The sequence below is a fragment of the Pseudomonas sp. UBA3149 genome (assembly GCF_002364655.1).
In the GTDB taxonomy this organism is placed as follows: domain Bacteria; phylum Pseudomonadota; class Gammaproteobacteria; order Pseudomonadales; family Pseudomonadaceae; genus Chryseomonas; species Chryseomonas luteola.
Window position 1 is genome coordinate 1 of the sequence record NZ_DEYV01000044.1, and the last position, 9,999, is coordinate 9,999.

Genomic DNA, 9,999 nt, shown 5'->3' on the forward strand with positions numbered 1-9,999 from the left:
GGCCATGCTGGCTCTTTCACTGGTACTGGGGGCGGCGCAGGCCGCCTCTGGTGCTGACCTTCCGGATCTTGCAAACATGCCACCGGAAATCGAGCAGGGCCGTGACCTTCGCACCTTCCTGACGTCCCGACAGGACACCGAGAAGAGCGCTGTGGTAGGCAGTACCCATCTGGGCAGTACGGCGCTGACTGCCGAGGATCAGGCCATTGTGGAGCAGGGAGAGGCCATCAAGCAGGGTGCCGGCGCAGCCATTGACCTCAATACGCTCAAGAACTCTTCGATGGACAAGGCCATGGGGGAGGCCACCGAGCTGGTGCGCTCAATGGAGGAAACCGATCCCACGCTACGGGCGGCCAGGATGGAAGCGCGCAAGAACGAGACCTATGCCCATCACTCCATGCTCTTGTTTGTCTCGCTCTCCCTGGGCAAGGCGGCGCTCAAGGAAGTCTTCGAGATGGCCTCCGAGCGTCAAGACGTGGTGCTGGTATTTCGTGGCGTACCGGAAGGCATGAAGCTCGACGAAGGGATGAAGCACTACCAGCATCTCATTGCTGAATACGACCCGCTGCCCAACCTCGTGATCGATCCCACCCTGTACCGTGACTTCAAGGTAGTTGAAGTCCCAACCATCATTGCCATGGACGATACCGCCCATAACGAATTTGTGGATCGAAAGGTACTGGCGCGGGTAGAAGGCTTGAGTTCACCCGAGTGGCTGGAAAAGCAGGTCGCCGAGGGCCAGACCGGCGATCAGGGCCGCCGCGGGCCGGTAATGGAAATAGCCGAGCAGGACCTGATCGAGATGATGCAGGAGCGCGTGGCGGGTGTTAACTGGGAAGCCAAAAAGCAGGCTGCCGTCGGGCGGTTCTGGCAAAAGCAGCAGTTCAACTACATTCCGCCTGCCTCACACTCGCGCACCCGCACCATCGATCCCAGCGTGACCGTGCTGCAGGATCTAGCTGGCGCTGACGGCAAGGTCCTGATGAAAGCCGGTACGGTACTCAACCCACTGGATCAGGTGCCCTTTACGCAGGCGCTGGTGATCTTTGATCCGTCAGTACCGGGCCAGATGAAGATCCTGGACCGTGTCCTGCCCGAACTGGCCAAACAGCCAAACATCCGGCAGCTGACTTATCTGGCCACCCAGATGGACAAGGAGCAGGGCTGGGAAGGCTATACCAGTCTCTCCAACCGTTTCGAAGCGCCCGTGTACCTGGTCACCAAGGAGATCATCGAGCGCTTCGAGATCGAGCATACCCCCAGCATCGTGACCAGTGACGGCAAGGTGTTTGTGGTCAAGGAGCTGACAGCCAAGGACGGGAGCGCATTATGAATATGCAAATCTCTCGTTTTTTGTCGGCATTGGCTTTCTCCTTTCTGTGCTGGATGTCATCTGCCAATGCTGCGGTGGGCTGCTACAGCGGTGACGTCATTGGCCCCAAGCTGATTACCGACATCTGCTGGGACTGCCTGTTTCCGCTACGTGTGGCGGGTGTCTCCATCTCAGGCGAAACCAGCGGTGTGCCGGAGGGCGCCAGCAAGAAGTCGGCCTGCATGTGCTGGGACACCAACAACGTGCCGCGTCCGGGTATCAGCTCGGGTATGTGGGAGCCGGCACGGCTGGTGGAATTCCAGCGCGTACCGGGCTGTTCGTCAGTGCTCAACGGCGTGCGCTTTCCCTTTGACCGTACCTTTCAGGGCACGCATGGCTATGGCAGTGGCGGCAAGCAGGACGGCATGTTCATGCACTACCACTACTACGCCTTTCCGCTGCTGGTGATTCTGGATCTCTTTACCTCGGGCTGGTGCCAGAACGACGGCTACATGGACCTGGACGTGATGTACATGTCCGAGCTGGACCCGACCTGGAACAACGCCGAGCTGGCCTTTTCGCCAACCCGGAAGCGGCCGCCGTAGCCAACCCGGTTGCGGCCACTGCCTGTAGCGCTGATGCCGTGGCGTCTGCTACCGGCAATCCCATCGAAAGCATGTTCTGGTGCGCGGGCAGCTGGGGCACGTTGTACCCACTGGTCGGCAGCGTGCCGGGCAATCGGGGCGTGATCAAGGGCAGCTCCCTCCTGAGCGCGCGAGTGCTGGCAGCGCTGCATCGTCGCGGTCTTGCTTACGGGACCATGGGCGATGGCGCCATGTGTGGCGGTGAGATCACACCAACGCTTCCCAAGAGCCAGTACAAGCTATCCATCCTGCATCCACTGCCCGAAACCAAGAAGGGCCACAAGATCGGCGAGTCCACGCTGATCTGGGGGCAGGCCAGAACCATTCCAGCCGAGGGACAGGACCCGATCTACACGATCTGGCGCTGGAAAGACTGCTGCATGACTCAATAGAGGCCAACCACCCATGAATAGAGCCGGACTTGTTTACCGCTCCACGGCCTGGGCCATGACAGCCCTGATGCTCTGGATGCCAATTGACCAGAAGCATGCGCAGGCGGCGGACATGAGCGCCATTGGCCATGAGGCGCAGCAGTTCGGGCGGGACATTACGCCTAACCCTTCTGACCTGGCTACCTACAGCGAGGATGGGACTCTGACGCTACCGGGTGCCAATACCTCGCTAAACATCAACGAGCTGTTTCCGGGCGGTACGGGTGATGAGGTCAACAAGTACTTTCCGCATGCCGCGGACCCTACCGACCTTCAGCAGCTGTACAACGACGGCGATGCGATGAACTCGGCGGGCACCGAAGCCCTGAGTACGCTCAGGTCCGAGCAGGACAGCGGTGAGGTGTCCTTGCAGGGGCAGGCCTTTGAGGTGGTTCAGGGTGCGCGAGCGGTTGGCAAGATGGATCTCACCAACGATCCCATGATGAAGCAGACTAATCAGCTGTATACGGCCACCGACAGCACCGATGGACTGTTTCCCGACTGCGATGACGGCACCGACCCGACCGCCAGCACCAACAAGTTCCAGCAGTGCACCCGGCCCAACATGCCCAACGGCCAGTGCGAGGCGGACCATGACTATACCGTGGGCGTGATTGAGCACCATGCAGGCCCTGCCAACCTCAACTCCTGTGGCCCAGGCTGCATGCAGCTGTGGATTGGCGAGGTAGGAAATGATTACTGGACGGGCAACTGCAAGATCTATGAGCAGTTCACCGAAGTCACGGTGATCAACCCCGAAGCGGTGATCAGTGCCCAGCTGGAGTACGCCAAGTGGGACGACTACATGCAGGTCTGGGTAGGGCCTGCCGGTAACGAAAAACTCATCTGGCAGGGGCCCAACAATAACTTCCCACCCGAGACGGCGGGTGCCTGTGAGCTGAACAAGAGCTGGACCGCCAACCCGCTGGTTGATGTCACCAGCCTGTTCAAGAACGTCAAGGCCGGCGCTACGGTGCGGTTCAAGATTCGCGTCTCGGTTACCGGCGAAGGGGAGGGCTATGGGCGTATCCGGCTCAACTATGACGCCAGCAAGGCGGTCAAGGATAACGGCTGGGACCCGGCTGATTGCCTGGCGCGTACCAAGGAGGCAACCAAGTACTACAGCGACGTCTCCTACAGCTGCACGGAGATGCCGGCGCTGGATTCAGCAGGGTGCATGACCCAGAACGGCGTCAGGGTGTGCGAGAGTAATTTCCCTGCCACGGGCCTCCCTGGCATCTCTCCCATGTGCCGCAGCATGACCGCCACGATTGATGCCAGTAAATCCATCGACGGCTACGAAGACACCTGTACCCCTCTGGCTGATAATCCCCAGTGCGGGCTGGTGAAGTCGGTGTGCAGTGAGGCCACCGAGACGGGCGAGTGCATTCGCTTCACCGAGACCTATGACTGTGGTGCAGCGACCTCGAATGTTGCGTGCAAGCTCAAGATTGATCTGGCCGAGGCATTTCCGGGGTGCGTGGATAATCCCGAGGCCTGCCAGCGTTCGGTGAGCTGTATGGGCGCGGAGTGCATCGGCATCACGCGAGAGGTGAGTCAGGACTTCGACAAGGCAGCATCACTGCTTCAGGCGGCGCAGTTCATGGGCGAGGATCTGGCCTGTGCTGAGGCCGATGCCACGACAAACGTTGAGTGCGAGATCTTCAAGGCCGAACCGGGTGAGTGCAAGAAAGCCATCGGTGGATCGGTGGACTGCTGCGAGCAGCCAACCAACGTCTCGGTAGGCGACTACCTGGCATTGGTCCTGGCTGCGCCCAAGATCGACTCAGCAATCATGAGCATTGACAGTGGAAGTGCATTGGGCACCATCCAGAGCAGTTACGCCACCTTGCGTAACCCCGTGGTCAATACCTTCCAGCCCATCACCAAGCCGTTCACATCCTTTTATGACGGCATCATTGGTCTAAAGAATAAAGCCATTGATACGGTGAAAACTGAGCTGAAAAAGCAGTTAAGTAATCTCTTCAAGAAAGCTATGGGCGAAGCGGTAGAGCAGGGAGGAACTAACGGAGCAAGCGCCGTCGCTGGCAAAGCTGCGGATGATTACTTTAATGAGTCAGCTGGCGCTGTGGTTGATGGTGTCTCAAGCTCTCTCGGATTTTTGATGACCCTATACACCTATTACGTTGTAGCGATGATTATTATTGAAATGATCTGGGAGTGCGAGCAGGAGGAGTTCGAACTCAATGCGCAGCGTGAGCTGGGCAACTGCCACAAGGTCGGCAAGTACTGCAAGACAAAGGTAGCGGGACTCTGTATCGAAGAGCGCGAGTCGTATTGCTGCTTCAACTCACCGCTGTCCCGCATCATTCAGGAGCAGGCCAGACCTCAACTGGGCAAGAACTGGGGCGACGCTGAGGAGCCGGAGTGCGGTGGGCTTACAATCGATGAGATTGGCCAACTCAACTGGGACACCATTGACCTTACTGAGTGGGTCAATCTCCTGAACCTGCACAACCTCTATCCGACTACCGAAAACGTCACGCTGGAAACGCTCACAGGACAGGGCAGTCTCCTGAACACCGATCAGCTGCGTGAAAACAGCGTGGACCGTACTGTCCGAGCTACCAATGAGGTAGACCTCAAGGGCGCGGCCAAGCGAGCAACGGATGCGATGGCTGCACCAGGAGGGCTGCAGAATTAAACGGGACAACTAGTGGTACATAGAAAGGGGACCTATTAGGTCCCCTTTCTATGTACACTCTGTTAAACCCCTTTTGATTCCTTGAACCTCTGGATGGAAGCGCACAGGGCCTGGGCTCTGGCTAGTGCATCCTGGTACATGCCTGTATCCCTTGAGATCGGCTTGTTGAGGTTCAGGTAGAGATACAGGGCAGGGCGGTAGGCGGTGACCAATTTAACCGCCACCATGAACAGCGTCCTGCTCTGAAGCTCCTCCCACGGAAACAGCTGCCTGTCTTCTTCGGTCAGCGTCTCGATGACTTCGACCGAGTTGATCTGATCAGGCGCTAGCGACTTGCGGCCAAACACGCACTTTCGATGGTTGGCGGCGACAAAGACCGGAAAGCCATGCTCGGTATAGCACTGGCCAACGGTAAAATTGATCAACCGTCTGGCCTTTGTGCCAAGGTGAGCAATCAGGTTCTTTTGCAAGTCTGGATCATAAGGGTCCACCGATACGGTTTGCGGCTCGATCTTGAGTAGCGCCGGCCCTCTGACTCGCAGTCTGGCCAGCGCCTCGATCGCTTCCTGAAGCTCATCCTTTTCTTCTGACTTCGCTGTCATGGACTGAGCCTCACTCAAGCATCAGGCACGACAAAGTAATGCACTTCCCCTTTATGGAAGATCATTGGCGGTGAAACCTTAGGTACTGGTGCGGCGTAGACATATGCCCAATCGGGGAGATGTTTACTGACGTTCATTAAGAACACCCGCTTATCAAAAGATCCGTAGACGTTTCTCTCAATTAGTACTTTATCTTTGGCCTGAAATACATACGTCTCGCGCGATGGCATACCCATAAAGCGTGGTGAAGTTCTTACTACCGGCGTTTCAATGGATGCAGCAAAGAGACAGGATTCGCCTTGCTCATTCTGATTATCTCTACAAAGAGGTCCTTTTCCACTCACAAAATAGCGTTCGCCAAGAAAGTTTGTGTGCTGAACCTCAGAAACCTCTAGGTTACCAACTTCCTTGAATGCGTTTTGGTAAGCCTTAGCTAGTGTTAGAGCAAACGCTTTCCCTGCATTCTGTTTGTCGCCCAAACTCATCGGTGCGAAAGCAATTACAGCATCCCTTTGCTCTGGAGCCTCAGGACTAAACAACCAGGCTGCAAGGCCCACACCCAACGCTGCTCCGCCATTCATATTGAAGCCATGGGAGGAGGCCAGTACGCTTGTGTTAAGGCCGGCGTCGGTTACAGAAGTCAACGCTGCTTCGTACTGGGCCTTGGGTACCTTATGATCCTCAAGGCGCAGTCCACCTGCGGTTGCTACCTGCCTGGCATAACTGCCGGTGGGCTCTGAAGAAGTGCTGGCACATCCGGTCATGATGGCCGTGGTCAGCAGTACAGATGCAATCTTTAATGTGTTCATGGCTGTTCTCCCCCGTTCCCTTGAAACTACCAGTAGATGTCCTGTGAGCAAGTCTGGCGCAAAAAAAGAGCGACCTAAGCCGCTCAATATAGACACTGTTCATTGATCTCGCCTAAACCGGCACCGGCTCTGTCAGATCGTCCTCAGAATCAGACTTGCCCTTGGGCTTTCGTTTATCGCTCGGCTCGGGCTGATCCTCAACTTGAGGTAGTGCATCGGCGTCCTCGATGCTGTCCTGAGGATTCATCGCTTCGTTAAGCGAGGCAGCGACATCATATTCATCAACTCGGGTCGGTGCTGTCTGGTCGACCTCTTCCTGCTTGCCCCTGCGATGCGCTGCAATGCGAGCCTGTTTCTCAATGCTGATGATGCGGCTGGAGAGGCGCGAGATACTGTTGCGCCAGTCATGCAGGGCTTTGGAGCGCTGACGGGACTCCAGATAACCATTCATCCACAGGTCGTCGATCATCTTGACCATGTGGTCAAACTTGAGCAGCACCTTGGCATACTGCATGGCCAGAGGACTGGTGATGTCAACGTTATAGGTGGCTGGATTCGAGTAAGCGGAGTTCTCGTCCAGATCGTGTTCCTTGTTTACCTCTGTAATCTGGGCAATCTGTTTATCGATCTGGTCTTCGGTGTTCCTGATGAGCTTGCCAATACTTTCGCGCGCCTTGTCGACCGACTTCTCTTCTCCAATGATCTGCAGGATCACTTCAATAGAGAACATCGAATAGGCTGTACGGCTAAAGGTGCGTTCGCAGACCTTTTGCGCCTGATCTGACGCCAGCGGGAAGGTCTTGCGCATTACGGGCCGTGAATGGCTGCTTGGAGTAACCGAAGACCGGGTTAGATTTATGGCTTTGCCGGGCTTTTTGGGATCGTCTGGCGGAGGTAGTGTCATGTCGTTCATGGGGGAGCCCCGTTAGTGGTGAATGCAGGGTTGACCGTACTACATTCTTCACACCACCCACGGGCGTACTCCCTACCCGCGCGGGTAGGCAGTAGCCGGATTGGAGCATTTTTTTTGCAGGCATTTTTCTTGACAGATGTCTATTGAACGTCTACCTGCTGGCAAATCAGTGCAATAGACGCTTGTCGTGCAAGGCCCGCCATAGCGCCTGGATGATGACCATCGACGCATCGTCAGGGTGCCCTCCCGTTGGACAGGCAGCCTTGAGTAGCTTCTCGTTTCCCTTCCAGAGCCCAAACTCGTTGCGTATGGCCATGCCCAGGCCATAGTGGCAGTGGATCAGCTCTTCTTCTGGCTGTTCGCGAACGGTGGCCTTGGATTCTTCACTGAGCATGGTCAGCAGCTGTTTGACCGCAGCCTCAACAGTGGTAGGCCAGCGGCCTGGAACCGAAATAGCGGAATCTTGCATAGGGAAGTCCTCGTGAAGCGGTGAACCTGTAGTTTCACTACTACCGTACCCCACGAACCTCTGGATGCAAGTCCGCTTGATCGCACCTTGCCACGCTTGCATCGGCGAGATTCTGAAGTATTTTCAATAGAGCCATCCCAATCCGGAGCGCAAAGTATGAGAACCGTAGGAGAGTCTGAAAAATATCTGGCCGAGCTACGCGAACAAGAAGCAAAACACCATGCTGAATTCCTCGAGCAGTGCGAGAGAGCTTCTGCATTAAGCTGGAAGGAAATTGCACTGGTCATCGGGTCGCTTACCGGCACAGCCGTGCTGACGCTCACTGTCCTGCACATCCTCGACTGTACTTGCTAGCGCTTTGCTAACTTTGTCTGTTTTGGTGCCCGCGCGGGTATCAACCACCGCTGTTCAACGCTGAAAAATACGCTACTCTTGCTTTCACGTGGCAGCTACCACGTTAAGCCTCAGCATCTTTAAAGCTGTACCACGTGAGCCTTGCGCTCAACGTTATCGCTTCACCAGCCCGCGCTTTTTCTCACGCGTATGGGCTTGCCTTTCCCTCTTGAAACCGATCCGCCAAGTACCCTGGGTCTGAGTTGTCGCTCCGTGCCTTTGGTTGATCGGTTTCACTCCCTTGTGGAGCGAAAAGAGGCTGCATACCTTCTAACGATGCAAAATTAGCAACATCCTTTAGCTGTTCTTTTAATAACCCCTCGGGGCGTCACTGCCCCGTCCGGGGAAAAGTGCGCTCTGAGATTATGGAGCGACACTCGAATGAAAAAGGTTAAATACAAGGCACTTGCCGAAGATCTTCGCAAGGTTGGTACGACGGCAGTGGCTGCTGGTCTGATCAGTGTATTCGTTAGCCCCTCGACTGGCCTGTCCATGTGCGCTACCTTGATAGGTACGGGCCTATGGTTTATAGGCATAGCCATGACGGTCGAGGACTAACTTATGAGCCAGACTGCTGCCGGATTATTAATTTACACATTTGTGTTTATCACCATGGGTGGGACCGGTCTGTACGCCCTGTGGTGCCAGAAACGTTCCGAGTCAGAAGCCCGCAAGGCGCTTCACGAACGGCATTCTTGATGCTTCAAACAAAAAGCCCCTTCTAGGGGCTTTTTTTTGCCTTCTACTGATTGAGGCTCGACTCATGAAGAGCATTTCCGAGATGCAGGAAGAGCTGGAAAGAGAGCTCAGAAAGGAAGAGTCCGAGAGCAATGCCCGCTACGAAAAGGCTTCCCGGATCACCTAGCAAGACATCGCAGCTGCGGTTGGCTCGGTTGGAACTACATCCATACTAACTATTGTAGCGTTGTACTTCCTGGGCTAATACGAAGTACCCAAAAGCCGCCTTCTAGGCGGTTTTTTTATGCCTGTTTTTTGTCGTACCCACACTCAGCGGCTGTCTGTTCTCGACTGTATCGAACTGGAGTACCTCCACGTTTAAAAAGCCGCTCTACCTTGAAAATGCCCAAAATATTTTCGTTTTTTTTGCATTTGTGCCCGCGCGGGTAGGCAGTACGACTATGGCCTGCAAAAAAGTGCGCTATGTTTAACCCATCACTCGCTCTGCGAACTGATAGTGGCTGCTACCACTTTAAGCCTTAGCAATATTCCCAATCTGGGGGACCACTCCCAGACACTGGTGAGTACCCCCTTCACTGAAGGAACTCACCATGTTTGCACTACTTGAACTCTCATTGTTCGCGGCCGTTATTATTGTTCTTTGTGGTGTTGGGTTTGCCATTGCTTACTTGCTTATCAAGTACTGCGTATGGCTGACCCAGACACTTGAACAAGGTATCGTCCTCGGAGTGGGACGGCTGGGTAAGCTCAGTCGTAAACTGGCATGTGTTATTGGTAAAAGAAGCTGGGCTTTGATCCAGCATCTGCTTACTCGTAAGGTGAAGGCTCCTGCGGCGCCAGCTCCGGCTGATGTTGTGGAAGCGGTCGCAACCCCCTGCTTCTCTGAAGAGAGGATGGTTTGGGACCATTACGAGAAGCCTACCTACTTGCGCCGGGGTCTCTTGATCTCTGTGTAATGTCTCCTCCGGTATCGCTCTGATCTGTTCATCCCCCTGGGGTGACGGATCAGACGATACCCCTCCAAGCCCCAGCGGCTTTTCAGCATCATCTGCATCTCGTGAA

General features: G+C 55.5%; 9 protein-coding genes and 1 pseudogene. 6 read left to right on the plus strand and 4 right to left on the minus strand.

The window, feature by feature from the left end; translation table 11 throughout:
• From B3729_RS22910 to traN, 3 genes and pseudogenes are all read left to right on the plus strand, one after another.
• A partial coding sequence (locus B3729_RS22910; RefSeq protein ID WP_286789095.1) for a TrbC family F-type conjugative pilus assembly protein occupies nt 1–1,333 on the plus strand: 1,333 nt, incomplete at its 5' end.
• Nucleotides 1,330–2,348: pseudogene (locus tag B3729_RS22915) on the plus strand (TraU family protein). The gene B3729_RS22910 and the pseudogene B3729_RS22915, both read left to right, overlap by 4 nt.
• A gap of 13 nt (nt 2,349–2,361) precedes the next feature.
• Complete coding sequence (gene traN, locus B3729_RS22920; RefSeq protein ID WP_286789096.1) at nt 2,362–5,052, plus strand: conjugal transfer mating pair stabilization protein TraN; 2,691 nt, start codon at nt 2,362–2,364, stop codon at nt 5,050–5,052.
• A 62-nt stretch (nt 5,053–5,114) separates the two neighbouring features.
• Here the strand turns inward: traN and B3729_RS22925 are convergent, their stop codons facing one another.
• From B3729_RS22925 to B3729_RS22940, 4 genes are all read right to left on the minus strand, one after another.
• The gene (locus tag B3729_RS22925; protein WP_286789097.1) at nt 5,115–5,654 is read right to left on the minus strand and encodes a hypothetical protein; all 540 of its coding nucleotides are present in this window, start codon (nt 5,652–5,654) and stop codon (nt 5,115–5,117) included.
• A 14-nt stretch (nt 5,655–5,668) separates the two neighbouring features.
• Entirely contained in the window at nt 5,669–6,463 is a 795-nt protein-coding gene (locus B3729_RS22930) for a hypothetical protein (RefSeq protein WP_286789098.1), read from the minus strand.
• 112 nt (nt 6,464–6,575) lie between these two features.
• Nucleotides 6,576–7,376, minus strand: coding sequence for a hypothetical protein (locus B3729_RS22935; RefSeq protein WP_286789099.1), 801 nt, complete (start codon nt 7,374–7,376; stop codon nt 6,576–6,578).
• Nucleotides 7,377–7,542: 166 nt separating this feature from the next.
• Complete coding sequence (locus B3729_RS22940) at nt 7,543–7,845, minus strand: DUF6794 domain-containing protein (RefSeq protein WP_286789100.1); 303 nt, start codon at nt 7,843–7,845, stop codon at nt 7,543–7,545.
• 156 nt (nt 7,846–8,001) lie between these two features.
• Between B3729_RS22940 and B3729_RS22945 the strand changes: the two genes are divergently transcribed.
• The 3 genes from B3729_RS22945 to B3729_RS22955 all read left to right on the plus strand — a co-directional run bounded on the left by B3729_RS22945 (nt 8,002) and on the right by B3729_RS22955 (nt 9,893).
• Nucleotides 8,002–8,199, plus strand: coding sequence for a hypothetical protein (locus B3729_RS22945; RefSeq protein ID WP_286789101.1), 198 nt, complete (start codon nt 8,002–8,004; stop codon nt 8,197–8,199).
• Between the two features lie 420 nt (nt 8,200–8,619).
• The gene (locus tag B3729_RS22950; RefSeq protein WP_162997726.1) at nt 8,620–8,796 is read left to right on the plus strand and encodes a hypothetical protein; all 177 of its coding nucleotides are present in this window, start codon (nt 8,620–8,622) and stop codon (nt 8,794–8,796) included.
• A 731-nt stretch (nt 8,797–9,527) separates the two neighbouring features.
• Nucleotides 9,528–9,893 carry a hypothetical protein gene (locus B3729_RS22955; RefSeq protein WP_286789102.1) on the plus strand — a complete coding sequence of 122 codons (366 nt, stop codon included), beginning with the start codon at nt 9,528–9,530 and terminating at the stop codon, nt 9,891–9,893.
• Nucleotides 9,894–9,999 lie beyond the last annotated feature (106 nt).